The sequence below is a fragment of the Streptomyces sp. TSRI0281 genome (genome assembly GCF_001905125.1).
Classification (GTDB): Bacteria; Actinomycetota; Actinomycetes; order Streptomycetales; family Streptomycetaceae; genus Streptomyces.
In genome coordinates, this window is record NZ_LWLE01000013.1 from 117,083 (window position 1) to 132,754 (window position 15,672).

Annotated in this window: 12 protein-coding genes and 1 riboswitch; of the genes, 9 read left to right on the top strand and 3 right to left on the bottom strand. The window is 72.5% G+C overall.

All coding sequences use genetic code 11. The annotated features are described in order from the left end of the window. The first annotated feature begins 43 nt into the window (after positions 1–43). Positions 44–211, top strand: a riboswitch (cyclic di-AMP (ydaO/yuaA leader). A gap of 12 nt (positions 212–223) precedes the next feature. Next, positions 224–1,018: a M23 family metallopeptidase gene (locus A6A29_RS21135; protein ID WP_073721961.1), complete on the top strand. Its 795-nt coding sequence runs from the start codon at positions 224–226 to the stop codon at positions 1,016–1,018. 348 nt (positions 1,019–1,366) lie between these two features. Further along, positions 1,367–2,074 (top strand): GntR family transcriptional regulator, encoded by a 708-nt coding sequence (locus A6A29_RS21140; protein ID WP_073721962.1) that lies wholly within the window; start codon positions 1,367–1,369, stop codon positions 2,072–2,074. A gap of 180 nt (positions 2,075–2,254) precedes the next feature. Here A6A29_RS21140 and A6A29_RS21145 read toward each other — a convergent pair whose 3' ends face one another. Then, positions 2,255–2,536, bottom strand: coding sequence for an HPr family phosphocarrier protein (locus tag A6A29_RS21145; protein ID WP_018105371.1), 282 nt, complete (start codon positions 2,534–2,536; stop codon positions 2,255–2,257). Positions 2,537–2,696: 160 nt separating this feature from the next. On the opposite strand from A6A29_RS21145, the gene A6A29_RS21150 reads away from it, so the two are divergent. The 5 genes from A6A29_RS21150 to A6A29_RS47860 all read left to right on the top strand — a co-directional run bounded on the left by A6A29_RS21150 (position 2,697) and on the right by A6A29_RS47860 (position 10,975). Continuing rightward, positions 2,697–5,657: a bifunctional acetate--CoA ligase family protein/GNAT family N-acetyltransferase gene (locus A6A29_RS21150; RefSeq protein WP_073721963.1), complete on the top strand. Its 2,961-nt coding sequence runs from the start codon at positions 2,697–2,699 to the stop codon at positions 5,655–5,657. Between the two features lie 87 nt (positions 5,658–5,744). After that, on the top strand, positions 5,745–6,341 hold the full coding sequence (locus A6A29_RS21155; RefSeq protein WP_073721965.1) for a DUF5998 family protein: 597 nt from the start codon (positions 5,745–5,747) through the stop codon (positions 6,339–6,341). Further along, positions 6,341–7,528, top strand: a complete 1,188-nt coding sequence (locus A6A29_RS21160) for an alkaline phosphatase family protein (protein ID WP_073721967.1) — start codon at positions 6,341–6,343, stop codon at positions 7,526–7,528. Before A6A29_RS21155 ends, A6A29_RS21160 begins: the two co-directional genes overlap by 1 nt. Positions 7,529–7,585: 57 nt before the next feature. Next, complete coding sequence (locus A6A29_RS21165) at positions 7,586–8,236, top strand: thymidine kinase (protein WP_073721969.1); 651 nt, start codon at positions 7,586–7,588, stop codon at positions 8,234–8,236. 198 nt (positions 8,237–8,434) lie between these two features. After that, positions 8,435–10,975 (top strand): MFS transporter, encoded by a 2,541-nt coding sequence (locus A6A29_RS47860; RefSeq protein ID WP_079182924.1) that lies wholly within the window; start codon positions 8,435–8,437, stop codon positions 10,973–10,975. 36 nt (positions 10,976–11,011) lie between these two features. Here A6A29_RS47860 and A6A29_RS21180 read toward each other — a convergent pair whose 3' ends face one another. Beyond that, on the bottom strand, positions 11,012–11,788 hold the full coding sequence (locus A6A29_RS21180; protein WP_073721971.1) for a VOC family protein: 777 nt from the start codon (positions 11,786–11,788) through the stop codon (positions 11,012–11,014). Positions 11,789–12,024: 236 nt separating this feature from the next. Between A6A29_RS21180 and A6A29_RS21185 the strand changes: the two genes are divergently transcribed. Further along, the gene (locus A6A29_RS21185) at positions 12,025–12,852 is read left to right on the top strand and encodes a sulfurtransferase (RefSeq protein ID WP_073721973.1); all 828 of its coding nucleotides are present in this window, start codon (positions 12,025–12,027) and stop codon (positions 12,850–12,852) included. Between the two features lie 76 nt (positions 12,853–12,928). On the opposite strand, the gene sepH is transcribed toward A6A29_RS21185, so the two are convergent. Further along, positions 12,929–13,996 carry a septation protein SepH gene (gene sepH, locus A6A29_RS21190; protein ID WP_073721975.1) on the bottom strand — a complete coding sequence of 356 codons (1,068 nt, stop codon included), beginning with the start codon at positions 13,994–13,996 and terminating at the stop codon, positions 12,929–12,931. Positions 13,997–14,491: 495 nt separating this feature from the next. Here sepH and A6A29_RS21195 point away from each other — a divergent pair, with 495 nt between their 5' ends. Beyond that, positions 14,492–15,631: a hypothetical protein gene (locus A6A29_RS21195; RefSeq protein WP_079182925.1), complete on the top strand. Its 1,140-nt coding sequence runs from the start codon at positions 14,492–14,494 to the stop codon at positions 15,629–15,631. Positions 15,632–15,672 lie beyond the last annotated feature (41 nt).

The following is a 15,672-nucleotide window of genomic DNA, read 5'->3' on the forward strand; positions in this document are numbered from 1 at the left end:
TCGGCTCCGCTGTCCGTCACCCGTATGCCGCGTCCGCGGCGCCGGGCAGCCATCGCCGAGTCCCCGTCAGGCGCGAGCCTGGGGAGCCGGGGACCCATGAAGTCCCTGGGGTGAATCGGATGCCGTGTCCCGTACGGGACCCCCGGTGTCCGTAGGAGACCTTCCTGCTCCGAACCCGTCAGCTAACCCGGTAGGCGAGAAGGAAGGAAAGGATCAGCCCTCCATGGCGTTCACCCGTGTCACCGGGAAGCACCGTGCCCCGAGCCGCCTGACGCGCAAGCGTGTCCAGGTCGTCGGCGTCGCGGCTCTGGCCACCACCGGCGTCATCGGCGGTATGGCCACCCCGGCTCTCGCCGCGGACTCCGAGGCCCACAGCGTCAGCGACACCGGCCTCACCCAGGTCATCGCCATCGAGGCGACCCTCGCCGACCGGATCGACGCCCAGGCGGAGGTCCAGGAGCACCAGGCCGAAGTGGCCGCACGGGCGAAGGCCGAGGCCGAGGCGGAAGCCAAGGCGAAGGCGGAGGCCGAGCGCAAGGCCGAGGCCCGCGCCAAGGAGGCGCGCGAGGACAAGGCGCGCGCCGCCCGCGCCGCCGAGCGCACCCGGCTGACCTCCTTCCACCTCCCGGTCGCCGGTTCGTACGTCAGCACCGGCTACAAGTCCAGCGGTTCGCTCTGGTCGTCCGGCAGCCACTCCGGCGTGGACTTCCACGCGGCCTCCGGCACCTCCGTCGTCGCGGTCGGCGCCGGCACGGTCGTCGAAGCCGGCTGGGGCGGCGCGTACGGCAACAACATCGTGCTCCGGATGACGGACGGCACGTACACCCAGTACGGCCACCTCTCCTCCATCGGCGTCTCCGTCGGCCAGAGCGTCACCTCCGGCCAGCAGATCGGCCTCTCCGGCTCCACCGGCAACTCCACCGGACCGCACCTGCACTTCGAGGCGCGGACCACCGCCGAGTACGGCTCCGACATGGACCCGGTCGCCTATCTGCGCGCCCACGGTCTGAACGTCTGACCCACGCTTCTCGGCTGTCCCATGGGCACGCTTTCCCGAAGGCCCCGGCTTCCCGCCGGGGCCTTCGGCGATCCGCCCGCCGGCCCGCCGGTCCGCCCGCCGGACCGCGGCCGAACCCCCGACCGGACCCGCCGTCGAAACTGCGGCTACCCCCGCTCGAAGCCGCGGCCGGACCCCGGTCGATGCCGCCGGTCGAAACTGCGGCCGAACCCGCCGCCGAACCGCTCCGTGGCCAAAAGATATCCCTGAATTCCGGCCTGCCATCGGAAATTCCGGCCGATTGCCATAGAGTCGAAGAGCAGGCGTCGATCGGCCGCGTTTCGCGGGGATTAAGGCGGAGGTTCGGACATGCGCATTCCCGCGCATTCGGTATGCACGGCAATTCGTGACGACATCGTCTCCGGTGTCTTCGAGCGCGGCAGCCGCCTCACCGAGGAGGTGCTCGCGCGTCGCTACGGGGTCTCCCGGGTCCCGGTCCGCGAGGCGCTGCGCACCCTGGAGTCCGAGGGGTTCGTCGTCACCCGCCGGCACGCCGGTGCCTGTGTGGCCGAGCCCACCGAGCAGGAGGCCGCGGACCTTCTGGAGATCCGGATGCTCCTGGAGCCGCTCGGTGCCGCACGAGCCGCCCAGCGGCGCACCGACGCCCACCTCAAGGTGCTGCGCGGCCTGGTCAGGCTGGGTCAGGAGCGTGCCCGCCGGGGCGAGGGCGAGGATCTGCGCTCGTTGGGCGGCTGGTTCCACGAGACCCTCGCGCAGGCATCCGGCAGCCCCGGCCTCATCGCGCTCCTCACCCAGCTCCGGCACAAGATCGCCTGGATGTACGCCGTCGAGCAGCCCGCCCGGCCCGTCGACTCCTGGGTTGAGCACGGTGCCATCGTGGACGCCGTGGCACGGGGCGACGCGGAACGGGCCAGGGCGCTGGCCGTCCAGCACGCGGAGCGGGCCGTCGCCGCGCACCGCCCGCGCCGCACGGACCGCGCGGGCGGCCGCACGGCGGGCCGCGGCCGGGTGAGCAGTTCGCAACACGGCGTAAACGTCGCAAGTGCCCGGCATTAACAATTGCGCCGTATACAAAGGAGAGTAATTCCGGAGGTTCCGGAGGGCTTTATTTCTGCTGCCCGAAAATTCCCGCTGCCCGAATTCGACGGTGCGGGTGGTACAGACGAAAGAGCCGCGGCGCCCTGTCGGGTGCCACGGCTCTTTCGAGGAATGAAGCCATTCTGTTCCGAGAAGGAATCAGACGGTCTCGGGGAGCTCCTCAAGACCTTCGGCGACCAGCTTCGCCAGACGGTCCAGGGCGGCCTCGGCGTTGTCGGCGTCGGACGCGAGCACGATCTCCTCGCCGCCCTGAGCGCCCAGACCGAGCACGGCGAGCATGGAGGCGGCGTTCACCGGGTTGCCATCGGCCTTGGCGATCGTCACGGGGACGCCGGAAGCCGTGGCGGCACGGACGAAGATAGAAGCGGGGCGGGCGTGCAGGCCCTCGGCCCAACCGACGTTTACGCGGCGCTCAGCCATGGTTCTGCCCTTCACGAATCAACGGTTGTCTAGACCAGTCTCTCATGCAGTATGCGGTGCTGTGCCCGACCTCCGTCACCGCCGCGCCGCCGGTCGGCCTCCCCAGACTGCCCCGGCCCCGATCCCTCCGCGACCGGTGTGTCGGCCGTACGCTTTGCCCATGCACCCCACGCCGGAGCAGAGTCCGCATCACGCGTACCCCGACCACTGGGAAGCGGACGTGGTGCTCCGTGACGGTGGCACCGCGCGCATCAGGCCCATCACCACGGACGATGCCGAGCGGCTGGTCAGCTTCTACGAGCAGGTCTCCGACGAGTCGAAGTACTACCGCTTCTTCGCCCCGTACCCGCGCCTCTCCGACAAGGACGTGCACCGCTTCACCCACCACGACTACGTCGACCGGGTGGGACTCGCCGTCACGATCGGCGGTGAGTTCATCGCGACCGTCCGCTACGACCGGATCAACGAACAGGGCAGGCCCGCCTCCGCGCCCGCCGACGAGGCCGAGGTCGCCTTCCTCGTCCAGGACGCCCACCAGGGCCGCGGAGTGGCCTCGGCGCTCCTCGAACACATCGCGGCGGTCGCCCGCGAGCGCGGCATCCGCCGCTTCGCCGCCGAGGTGCTGCCCGCCAACAACAAGATGATCAAGGTGTTCCGGGACGCCGGATACACCCAGCAGCGCACCTTCGAGGACGGCTCCGTCCACCTCACGCTCGACCTCGAACCCACCGCCGAGTCCCTCGCCGTCCAGCGCGGCCGCGAACAGCGGGCCGAGGCGCGGTCGGTGCAGCGGTTGCTCGCCCCCGGTTCCGTCGCCGTCATCGGCACCGGCCGCACCCCCGGCGGAGTGGGCCGCACCGTCCTGCGCAATCTCCTCGGCTCCGGCTACACGGGGCGCGCGTACGCGGTCAACCGGGCATTCGCCGCCGGCCTGACGACGCTGGACGGAGTCCCCGCGCACCGTTCCGTCGGCGAGATCGACGAGCGGGTCGACGTCGCGGTCATCGCCGTCCCCGCCCACCGCGTGCCCGAGGCCGTCGCCGACTGCGGCGAACACGGAGTGCGAGGACTCGTCGTGCTCTCCGCCGGATACGCCGAGCGTGGCGCCGAGGGCCGTGAGCTCCAGCGCGAACTGGTCCGGCAGGCCCGCTCGTACGGCATGCGGATCATCGGCCCGAACGCGTTCGGCATCATCAACACCTCCGAGGCCGTCCGGCTGAACGCCTCCCTCGCCCCCGAGTCGCCCGCCCCCGGCCGGATCGGCCTGTTCACCCAGTCCGGCGCGATCGGGATCGCCCTGCTCTCCGGCCTCCACCGGCGCGGCGCGGGGCTCTCCACGTTCATCTCCGCGGGGAACCGGGCCGATGTCTCCGGGAACGACTTCCTCCAGTACTGGTACGAGGACCAGGACACCGACGTCGCCCTGCTGTACCTCGAATCGATCGGCAACCCCCGCAAGTTCACCCGGCTCGCCCGGCGGACCGCGGCCGTGAAGCCCGTCGTCGTGGTGAAGGGCGCCCGGCACAGCGGCTCCACCCCACCCGGCCACGCCGTACCGGTCAGCCGCATCCCCGACGCCACGGTCTCCGCGCTGATGCGTCAGGCGGGCGTCATCCGGGTCGATACGGTGACCGAGATGGTCGACGCGGGGCTGCTCCTGGCCGACCAGCCGCTCCCGGCGGGCCCCCGGGTCGCGATCCTGGGCAACTCGGAATCCCTCGGCCTCCTCACGTACGACGCCTGCCTCGCCGAGGGGCTGCGCCCCCGACCGCCCCTCGACCTCACCACGGCGGCGGGCCCGCAGGACTTCCGGGATGCCCTGGCCGAGGCGCTCGCCGACCAGACGTGCGACGCCGTCATCGTGACCGCGATCCCCTGGGTAGGGGAGAACGGCGAGGCCGAGACGGGCGACGGCGAGGTCCTGGCCGCGGCCCTGCGCCGGGCGGCGGCCGGTGGCCCCGCCAAGCCGGTGGCCGTGGTCCATGTGGAGATCGGCGGGCTGGCCGAGGCCCTGGCCGCCGCCAGCAGCACGGTGGCCCGGACCCGCCCCAGGGCCACGGCGTCCGGCGGCGGGTCCGGGACAGGGCCCGCGAACGGACCGTCCGCCCCCGGCACGCCCTCCGCGGCCGTTCCCGCACCGAACCCCGCACGCCCTGCCGCATCCCCGAACGCACCCGCACCCTCATCCCCTTCCGCATCCCCGGCCGCCCCCGCCCCGGACTCCGACTCGGCCCGCCCCCGCACCGGCCGGATCCCCGCCTACCCCGCCGCCGAACGAGCCGTGCGCGCGCTCGCCGAAGCCGTGAAGTACGCGCAGTGGCGGCGCCAGGCGGCCGTACCCGGCAAGGTGCCCGAGTTCCTCGACGACACCATCGACGAGCCCGGTGCGGCGGGTCTGATCGACGCACTGCTCGGCCCCGCACCCGACCCGCGCGGCAGACCGCTCACCCACGACGAGGCCCGTGAACTGCTCGGCCGCTACGGCATCACCGTCCGGCCGACGCTGCCCGCCCGTGACCCGGAGTCCGCCGTCGCCGCCGCCGCCCGGCTCGGCTACCCGGTGGCGCTGAAGACCACCGCCCCCCATCTGCGCCACCGCGCCGACCTCGGCGGTGTCCGCCTCGACCTCGGGAGCGAGAGCGCTCTGCGCCGCGCGTACGGCGAACTGACCGACCTGCTCGGCAAGCCCGCCGAACTCCAGCCCGTCGTCCAGGCCATGGCGCCGCGCGGCGTGGACACCGTCGTCCGTGCCTCGATCGACGCGGCCGCCGGGGCCGTCCTCTCCTTCGGCCTGGCCGGCGCGCCCTCCGAGCTGCTCGGCGACACCGCCCACCGCCTCGTACCGGTCACCGACCGCGACGCCGCCGAGCTGATCCGCTCCATCAAGGCGGCCCCGGTGCTCTTCGGCTGGCGCGGTGCGGCGCCCGTCGACACCGCCGCGCTCGAAGAGCTGCTGCTCCGGGTGTCCCGCCTGGTCGACGACCACCCGGAGGTGGTCTCCGTCGCGCTCGAACCGGTCGTGGTCGCCACCCAGGGGCTGAGCGTGCTGGGCGCGAGCGTCCGCCTCGCCCCGCCCCCCGCCCGCACCGACCGCGGCCCGCGCCGCCTCCCCAGCTACTGACCGGCGCCGGCCGGCCTGCCGCCCCGGCCCCACCGACCCGCCCCACGGCGTCCCCGGCAGCCATCAGCCCCCCGTAGGATGGTCCGTATGGCAAAGACCGGTACGACGACCCAGGGGCTGCGCGCGGCGATCGAGCGCAGCGGCTACTACCCGGCCCTCGTGGCCGAGGCGGTGGAGGCCGCCGTCGGCGGCGAGCCGGTCGCTTCGTACCTGGTCCACCAGGAGACCACCTTCGACTCCAACGAAGTGCGCCGCCATGTCACGGTCCTCGTCCTGACGGAGAACCGGTTCATCGTCAGCCACACCGACGAGCAGGCCGCCGACACCAGCTCCCCGACGCCGTACGCCACCACGTCCACCGAGTCGGTCAAGCTCGACCGGATCTCGTCGGTCGTGGTCAGCCGGGTGGTGGCCAACCCCGAGAAGTACGTACCGGGCACGCTGCCCCGCGAGGTCGTCCTCACCATCGGCTGGGGCGCCGTCTCCCGGATCGATCTGGAGCCCGCCGCCTGCGGTGACCCCAACTGCGAGGCGGACCACGGCTACACCGGCAGCTCCACCGCCGACGACCTGAGCCTGCGCGTCAGCGAGGCCGGTGACGGTCCGGACGCCGTCCGGCAGACCCTCGCCTTCGCCCAGTCGCTCTCCGAGGCCACGGCCGCCACCGCGGCGACCGGCCGCTGATGGCCCAGCCGGCCTGGCAGGACCCTGTCCCGCTCGCTCTCGACACCGCACCCGTACCCGAGTACGGCAGTGGCTCGCTCGCCGATCTGCTGCCCACCCTCGCCGCGGGCCAGGGCGTACCCGGCCTCACCGCGACGATTCCCGAACTGACGCCGGCCGATCGCAACTGCGTCTTCCTGATCGACGGCCTCGGCTGGGAGCAGATCAAGGCGCACCCGGACGAGGCCCCCTTCCTGCACTCCCTGCTGCCGTCCTCGCGCGGCGGCACCGGCCGCCCGATCACCGCGGGATTCCCGGCGACCACCGCCACCTCGCTCGCCTCGGTCGGTACGGGGCTGCCGCCCGGTGAGCACGGCCTTCCCGGATACACCGCGCGCAATCCCGAGACCGGCGAGCTGATGAACCAGCTCCGCTGGAAGCCGTGGACCGCGCCGAAGGTCTGGCAGCCGTACCCCACCGTCTTCCGGCTTGCCGACGCCGCGGGTGTGCGCACCGCCCAGGTCTCCGCGCCCACGTTCGAGCAGACCCCGCTCACCAAGGTCGCGCTCAGCGGCGGCTCGTTCCTCGGCCGGCTCAGCGGCGAGGACCGGATGGACGTGGCCGCCGAACGGCTCGCCGCCGGGGACCGCTCGCTCGTCTACACGTACTACAGCGAGGTCGACGGCAAGGGGCACCGGTTCGGTGTCGACTCCGATGCCTGGCGCGGCCAGCTGATGTACGTCGACGGGCTCGCCCAGCGCCTGGCCGAGCAGCTCCCGCCCCGCTCGGCGCTGTACATCACCGCGGACCACGGGATGATCGACATCCCCTTCGATGAACAGTCCCGGATCGATTTCGACGAGGACTGGGAACTGCGCGCGGGCGTCGCCCTGCTCGGCGGCGAGGGCCGGGCGCGCCATGTGTACGCGGTCCCCGGGGCCGAGGCGGATGTGCTGACGGTCTGGCGCGAAGTGCTCGGCGAGCAGTTCTGGGTGGCGGGCCGGGACGAGGCGATCGAGGCCGGCTGGTTCGGGCCGCGGATCGACGAGCGGGTGTACGGCCGCATCGGCGACGTGGTCGCCGCCGCCCATGACGATGTGGTGATCACGGCGTCGGTCAACGAGCCGCACGAGTCCGCGATGGTCGGCATGCACGGCTCGATGACCCCCGTCGAACAACTGGTCCCGCTCCTCGAAGTACGCTCGTAACCGCGTTTTCCGTTCTCCCGGCCGACCGGCCACCCTCCGAAAGGTGCTCGACCCCTCATGCCCGAGCTTGTGTTCTTCTCCGGAACGATGGACTGCGGAAAGAGCACGCTGGCCCTCCAGATCGGTCACAACCGGTCGGCTCGCGGACTCCAGGGCGTCATCTTCACCCGCGACGACCGGGCGGGGGAGGGCAAGCTCTCCTCCCGGCTGGGCCTGGTGACGGAGGCGGTCGAGGCGACCGAGGGCATGGACCTGTACGCGTATCTGGTCGCCCAGCTGTCCCAGGGCGGCAAGGCGGACTACGTGATCGTGGACGAGGCCCAGTTCCTCGCCCCGGAGCAGATCGACCAGCTGGCCCGGGTCGTCGACGATCTCGGTCTGGACGTCTTCGCCTTCGGCATCAGGACGGACTTCCGCACGAAGCTGTTCCCGGGGTCCCAGCGGCTGATCGAGCTCGCGGACCGGATCGAGCAGCTTCAGGTGGAGGCCCTGTGCTGGTGCGGCGACCGCGCCACGCACAACGCCCGCACGGTGGACGGGGAGATGGTCGTCGAGGGCGCCCAGGTCGTGGTCGGCGACGTCAACCGCCCGGCCGAGGAGATCGGCTACGAGGTTCTCTGCCGCCGCCACCACTACCGGCGCATGACCAGCGCCGCGGCCCGTGCGGGTGCCCTTTCCCCGGACGTCCTCCCGGTCAACCACGGCTGAGGCGTCCTCACGGCCTCTCCTCCGGCGAGAAGGCGGGTGGCGGACGTGCCTGCCCCGCCCGGGGAAGACACCGTCGGCCGCGGAGCGCGCGGCACCGCGGTGGAACCGGGAGGGGCCTGCGCCGCTTCCCGGTGGCAGGGAGGGCACGATTCGCCTGAGGAGCCCACCCCCGTTGGATAGTTGGGCTATCTTTCTCCCGTGAATCAGCTGATCGCCGAAGATCCGGTCCGCATAGGCCCCTACCGCCTGATCGCCCGGCTGGGCGAGGGAGGCATGGGTCTGGTCTATCTGGGCCGTTCCGAGGGCGGACGCACCGTGGCCGTGAAAGTGGTGCAGGCCGAGTACGCCGGGGACCCCGAGTTCCGCAGGCGCTTCGCCCGTGAAGTGGCCGCCGCGCGGCGGGTGGGCGGGAGTTGGACGGCGGCGGTGCTCGACGCCGACCCCGAGGCCGCCCTTCCCTGGGTGGCGACCCAGTACATCCCGGGGCCCGACCTGCACACCGTGGTCGCCAAGGACTTCGGACCGTTGCCCGAGTACGCGGTCCACACCCTCGCCAACCGCCTCGCCCTCGCCCTGCAGGCCGTGCACGAGGCGGGTCTGATCCATCGTGACCTGAAGCCGTCGAACGTCCTCGTCACCGTCGACGGCCCCCGCGTCATCGACTTCGGCATCGCGCGGGCGATGGACCGGCCGGCCGGGGACAGCCTGCACACCCGCACCGGCATGCTGATCGGCTCGCCGGGCTTCATGTCGCCGGAACAGGTCCGCGGCCTCGAACTCACCCCCGCCAGCGACGTGTTCTGTCTGGGCGCCGTCCTTGTCCACGCCGCCACCGGGCGCCTCCTCTTCGGCGCCACGGACACCGGCCTGAACGCCCATCTCTTCCGGATAGCGGAGGAGGAGGCGGACCTGACCGGCGTACCGGAGTCGCTGGTCGACCTCGTACGCGCATGTCTGGAGAAGGACCCGGCCGAGAGGCCCACCCCTCAGCAGGTGGCCGCGCGGACGGCCGAGGATCAGGCAGCGGAATGGCTGCCGGGCGCCGTGCTGGCACAACTGGGCCGCCATGCTGCCCAGTTGCTGGACTTCGCCCCGGAAGCCGTCGCCGCAGACCCTGCCGGGACACCTGTCGCACAGCCTGCCGCCCCTGTCCCGCCCGCGCAGCCCCACCCGCTGCCCGCGCCGCCCGCGTACGCCCCGACGGCCCCGGCGCACTCCGTCCCCGCACAGGGGTTCGGACCGCCCCCGGGCCCACCGCCCGGCGCCTGGTCCGCATACCCGGCCACGGCCCCCCTCCAGGACTCGGCGTCCCCGCACCCCAGGCGCTGGTGGGGGCTGGTCGTGGTCGCCCTGGCCCAGCTGACGGTGCTGATCGACGCGACGACCTTCAACATGGCGGTGCCGTCCGTCCAGGCCGATCTCGGTCTGCCCGCCGATGGGCTGAGCGTGATGTTCACCGTGTACGTGCTCGCCTTCGGCGGCCTGCTGCTGCTCGGCGGGCACATCACGGACCTCGTGGGACGCAGACGCACCTTGATCATCGGTCTGGCCGGATTCGCGATCGCCTCCGCGCTCGGCGGCTCGGCGGCTGATTCCAGCATGTTGATCGGGGCCCGCGCCCTGCAGGGAGCCTTCGGCGCGGTGCTCACACCGGCCGCGCTGGCCCTGGTGACCACCGGTTTCACCGACCCGAAGGAACGCGGCAGAGCCTTCGGGATCTACGCCGCGATCAGCGGCGGCGGTTCGGCACTCGGGCTGCTCACGGGCGGGTGGCTTCTGGAGAGCCTGACCTGGCGTGTGTCCCTGTACGCCGCAGTCCCCCTCGCCGTGGCCGCCCTGATCGGTGCACTCACCCTGCCGCACGACCGACCGGGCGGCACGGGAGCACGCTTCGATGTGCTCGGGGTGCTGCTCGGCACCGGCGGACTCGCCGCCCTCGTATACGGCCTCACCGAGGTCGAGTCCCGCGGCTGGAACGACCTCCTGATCCTGGCCCTGTTCGCGGTGGGCGTCGTCCTGCTCGTGGCCTACCTGTGGCGATGGACCACGACATCACGCCCATCCCCTTCGCCGTCCACCGTCGAAGACCGCGACCGCGTCGGCTGCTTCCTCGCCATGCTGCTGTCCGGCCTCGGCGTCGCCGCCTCGTTCACCACCCTGGCCTTCCACCTGCAGACCGTCCTCGGCTACGCCCCGGCCGCGGTGGGAGCGGCCTTCCTGCCCATGGCCGCCGCCATCGTCATCGGCGCCACCCAGGTCGCCGCCCGTCTGCTGCCCCGCGTCGCGCCCCGCATCCTGATCGTGGCGGGCCTGGCGATCGCGGCCCTCGGACTGCTGCTCCTGACCGGCATCGAGGCCGACGGCGCGTACACGACCCAGGTGCTGCCCGGCATGGTCCTCACCGGCTTCGGCACCGGCCTGGCCTTCATGCCGGTCTTCGCCACCGCGACCGCAGCCGTCGCCCCGGAACACTCCGGCGCGGCCTCGGCGACGATCACCGCGGCTCAGCACCTGGGCAGCGCGATCGGCGCGGCGCTGCTCACCGGCGTCCTCGCCGCCCGCCTGCGTCCCGCCGCGTCATGGTCGCCCGAGCAGCTCCGCGAGGAGATGCTCAGCGGCTACACCGACACTCTTTGGTGGGCCGTCGGCGGCATGGTGCTCGCGGGCCTGCTCGTCGGTCTGCTGGTCACCGCCAGGGCGCCCGGGGGCGACGGACCGCCGGTGCGCACGGCAGGCTGACGAGCGCCGGCCGGGCCGCCGGCCGGGAGCCCGGGGTCAGCGCTTGCGCGACCGTACGATCGTGAACACGGCGCCCTCCGGGTCCGACACCGTCGCGAGCCTGCCGTGGGAACCCTCCTGGGGCGGCTGGAGGATGTGCCCGCCCAGCTGTACGACCCGTGCGGCGGCCTCGTCGGTGTCGGCGACCTCGAAGTACGTCATCCAGTGCGGGCCCCGGTCGCGCGGCAGGGCGTGGCCCACACCGTGCAGCGAAGCGACCGGACGGCCGTCCAGATGCAGGGTCTGGTAGTCGAAGTCGGCCGAGACGACCGCCTCCGTCTCATAGCCGAAAACCGCCTGGTAGAACTTGCCGACCATGGAGGTCTCGCGGGTCACCAGCTCGTTCCAGACGGGTGTCCCGGGGGTGCCCGCCGCTTGGGTGCCGAGGTGCTCGGCGGCCTGCCAGATCCCGAACACGGCCCCCGAGGGGTCGGAGGCGATGGCGAGCCGGCCCGCATCGCCCGCGTCGAGCGGCCCGACCGCGACGGTGCCGCCGCAGGAGCGGATCGTCTCCGCGGTGAGATCCGCGTCGTCGGTCGCGAGATAGGTGGTCCAGGCGATCGGCAGATGCCGGTCGGGCGGCAGCTGGCCGATGCCCGCCACCTCTTTCCCGCCGAGCAGGCCGCGCACGTAGGGGCCCAGCTGATCGGGCCCTGGCTGAAACTCCCAGCCGAACAGGGCTCCGTAGAACTCCTGGGTCGCGGTCAGGCCGTGCACGATCAGACTCACCCAGCAAGGTGTTCCGGGCGTGCGCCGAGCGGCAGCCTCGGTCATCGTCTTCTCTCTCCTCGGACCGTTGTGGTGGCCGTACGGGGGAACGGCGTCGGTCTCCGTCCGGTTCTCCGGATCGGGTGCGTTCGTCCCGTGCAGATGCTTGCACCACCCGGCTCGCGAGGCGCCCCGGCCGCGCCGCGAGTTCCGGGTTCTCGACGGAAGGAGACCGCTTTGTTGCGGTCTGTCCGTTCCGGCGCTGTTACGGCTGGGTCGGCCCCTGAGCGAGGATGGCACCCATGAAGCCCATCATTACCGCATCCGAATGTGCGAGCGAGTCGGCGGGGCCGCGTCCGCCGGTGCTCCTGGACGTCCGCTGGCAGCTGGGCGGCCCGCACGGCCGCGCCGACTACGAGGCCGGGCACATCCCCGGCGCGGTCTTCGTCGATCTCGACGCGGAACTCGCGGGTCCGGCGGGGAGCAACGGCCGCCATCCACTGCCGGACCCGGAAGCCTTCGGCGCCGCGATGCGCCGCGCCGGGGTCTGCCGGGGCACTCCCGTCGTGGTGTACGACGGCGGCCAGGGCTGGGCCGCGGCCCGCGCCTGGTGGCTGCTGCGCTGGACGGGGCACCAGGATGTCCGGGTCCTGGATGGCGGTCTCGCGGCATGGACCGGCGAGCTGTCCACCGCGATCCCGGCCCCCGGCGAGGGCGATTTCCGGCCGGAGCCGGGCGCGCTGGAGACGCTGGACGCGGACGGTGCGGCGGCCTTCGCCCGTTCCGGTCTGCTGCTCGACGCGCGGGCCGCGGAGCGCTATCGGGGTGATGTGGAGCCGATCGACCGGGTGGGCGGCCATGTCCCGGGCGCGGTTTCGGCGCCGACCTCGGAGAACGTCGGCGAGGACGGGCGCTACCTGCCCGCCGCAGAGCTGGCCGCCCGCTTCTCCGGGCTGGGGGCCACGAGCGCCGAGGGGGTCGGCGTCTACTGCGGCTCGGGGGTCTCGGGGGCGCACGAGGTGCTGGCCCTGGAGATCGCCGGATTCCGGGGTGTCCTCTATCCGGGCTCCTGGTCCGAGTGGTCCTTCGACGGGTCCCGGCCCGTCGCCAAGGGGCCCGATCCGCGGTAAGTCGGACACCCAGAACGGGCGAGGGCCCGTACGCGACTGCGTACGGGCCCTCGTTCCGCTGCGGGTCACTTCTCGATCAGTCCTGCTTCTTGCGGCGGGTGCCGAAGACGATCTCGTCCCAGCTGGGCACCGCGGCCCGCCGGCCCGGACGGACCCCGTCCGCCTCGGCCTGGCGGTCGGTCGTCCCGGTCAGCCGGTCGCGATGACCGGCCACCGCCCGCGGCATCAGGATATCGGCATAGGCGGAACCTGCGCCCGCGGAAGCCGCCGCGGCCGGGGGCTCGTCGGCCTCGGGCTCCTGCCCGGCGGGTTCGAGCGCGGGCGGTTCGGGCTGCGAGGGCCGTTCCGGTACGACCATGTCGCCGCGGAAGCTCGGCACCGCTTCCAGCAGGCTGGTCAGCGAGTCGCGCTCACCGGCCGAGGGACCGGTGAGGAAGTCGTCCGGCTCCGGTGCGGGCGGGGCTGGGCGCTCCATCTGGATCTGGCGGTCCAGGGCACGGTCCAGCGGCCGGTCGCGCGGCAGCCGGGCGATCCGGGGCACGAACGGGAAGCTGGGCTCCGGCGCGGCGACGTCGTCGCTCTCGCCGATCAGCGAGCGCGCCTCGTCGTCCACGGCCTGGACCAGCCGTCTGGGCGGGTCGTAGGTCCAGCTCGCCGAGTGCGGTTCACCCGCGACCCGGTAGACGAGGAGGACTTCCCAGGTGCCGTCGTCACGGCGCCAGGAGTCCCACTGGACGGTTTCCTTGTCGGCGCCGCGCAGCAGGAGCCGTTCCTGCACCGCCTCGCCGAGCTGGGGGCCGGTGTTCTCGCCGGGACGGCGCACAGGAGTCTTCCGGGCCCGCTCGGCCATGAAGGCGCGCTCCGCGAGCACAGGGCCCTCGAAGCGGCGAACACGGTCGACGGGGATTCCGGCGAATTGAGCGACCTCCTCCGCGGAGGCACCGGCACGTATCCGGGCCTGGATGTCGCGGGGGCGGAGGTGGCTCTCCACCTCGATCTCGATCTGGCCGAGCCGTGCGCGGTCGTTGCGCACGGCGGCGCGCAGCCGCTCATCGATCGGAAGCGTGTACTCCGTGCTGTCCGCAGCCTTGAGCACCAGTCGTGTGCCGTCGTTTGAGACGGCCACGACACGCAGTTCGGGCATGGGAACCTCCCGGGTGGTGCCTGCCGACGTCACGTGCGTCGCTGCTTCCGCTAGTCGAGTGTGGCCTGCCCGGGTGCAGCCTGCCACAACCTTGCCAAGTTGCCCGGCGTGTCGGGCATTGGCCCTGGAACGCCTGCATGACACGGTTGCCCATTGCGACCCAAAGTGACCAAAAATGGTCACTCCGTGTAGCGGGCGCCCGTGTGCCGCCTTGGCGTCGCCGGTTCGAGTGCCGCCGTCGGCCCCCTCCGTAGCTGCGGATACCCATGCGGGAGTCCGCCCCAGGGCTCGTCACAGTACTCCATTTGGGCCACCTGAGTGGACCGGCGCGCCGCCGAAGTTCTCGTGCGGCACGGGAGTTGGGTTACCCAGTTACCTGCGAAATGCCCCCGATGCGTGTCCTGCTTCACAGAATCGCCAGAAACGGAACTATTCACTTCGCTCATTTGTCCCTTCCTGTTGCATGGTGGGAGAGATGTCAAGCAGGGGCTGGTAATGGTTCAGAAGCCGGAAAGTGACATAGAACCCAAGGAAAGGCGCATAGATCTGAGTCTGCCGCAGGTCGCCGGCAGTGCCGTGGCGGCCGTCGCGGCCGCGGTACTGGCCTCGCAGCTGGGCGTGTACGGAACGATCGTGGGCGCCGGGGTGATGAGCATCGTCGCCACCTGCGGAGGATCGGTCTTCCAGCACTTCTTCCGTCGTACGGGTGAGCAGATCCGCGAAGTCACGGTCCAGGTGACGCACCCGGCGGGCCGTCAGGTGACGGTACGCACCAGGGAGACGATGCCGGCCCGGCAGACCCGGGCGACGGGCCGGCCGGCCGCCGACGCCACGACGGTGCTGCCCACGGTGGAGCACGACCCGGACCGTACGCGAGCGCTGCGGCCCCGCACCGACGGCCCGGAATCCGTCGGTGCCGAGGGTGCCCACGGCGCCGACGCGGATCGCACGCGGGTGCTGGGGCTCGATCCCGAACGCACCCGGATGCTGAGGCGGGTCCCCGAGGCCGGGGGGCCGGAATCCGTTGACCCGGCCCGGACGCAACTCCTCCCGCAGGCCGGCGGAGCCCGGGTACCGGTGCCGGGCGGGCCGGACGACGAGTTCTCCGGCGCGACCACGCACGGCACCCGCCTGCGCGGCTGGAAGCGCCCGGTCCTCGCCGCCGCCGTGGTCTTCGGCGTGTCGATGGTCGGGATCACCGCGTTCGAGCTGGTCTCGGGCAACGACCTGAGCGGTGGCCGGGGGACGACCGTCGGTTCCGTCGTACGCGGCGGGGACCGGGACTCCGGTCCGGCCGACCCGGCACCGTCCGGCAGCACCGGGCAGGAGCCGGACGGAGATGGGCAGAGCCCCGGCACCGGCAGTGGCACCGGGTCCACGCCCGGCACGGACGAGGGCGACGGGCAGAGCCCGGACCCGGGTACGAGCCAGGACAAGGACCAGGGATCGACGGCCGGGCCGACACCGACGCCCTCCCGCTCGGGCGGCGGCGACACCACGCAGTCGCCCGCTCCGCCGCCTCCCACGGCACCCGGCGACGGAGGCGGCAGTGTCGCTCCCGAGCCGACCGGCGAGGGCGCTGTCCCGGGCCAGGAGCAGCAGGCTCCGCCCGACACGGGCACCGGCGGGCGCTGACTCCGGTGGGTACCCGGGGACGCATCGGGCGCTTTCGCCAC